The following is a 397-nucleotide window of genomic DNA, read 5'->3' as shown; positions in this document are numbered from 1 at the left end:
GCCATAATGTTGATGTTTTTTACGAATCGCTTGAATTTCTTCTTCGATAATTTGTGTTGAAGCTGTTCTGTCGAGGCGTTTTTGCCAGTACATGTAAGTAGATTTTGGAAACCTTAGGGTTTCCAAAATATCTTTTAATCGAAAGTGTCTTCGGAGGCTGTGAATGATTCGTGCGATTCGTTCATTTTTTGTTCGTCCTCTAAACGCAGTCTCCTCAATTCTTTTAAATAGGCATTCTCAATTTTTAACATTCTATTTTCTTTTTCTAGTTTCTCTACTTGAGATCGTTCACTTGGTAGTGGTTGGGGTTCATTTCGTTTCTTTTTAGACATGGTAGGTGGACGTCCTTTCTGTTTAGAGAGTCCCTCTATACCAAACTTCTGATACGTTCTAAGCC

At 37.5% G+C, this 397-nt stretch carries 1 pseudogene; it reads right to left on the bottom strand.

Annotation, left to right across the window (positions count from 1 at the left end):
• Nucleotides 1-134 precede the first annotated feature (134 nt).
• Nucleotides 135-397 (bottom strand): annotated as a pseudogene (locus KQI94_RS16345) (IS3 family transposase); the annotation flags it as partial.

Origin of the sequence: Enterococcus sp. S183_ASV_20, from assembly GCF_018919685.1 — a bacterium.
Taxonomy (GTDB): Bacteria; Bacillota; Bacilli; order Lactobacillales; family Enterococcaceae; genus Enterococcus; species Enterococcus faecalis.
This window is presented reverse-complemented; position numbering and strand designations above follow the sequence as displayed.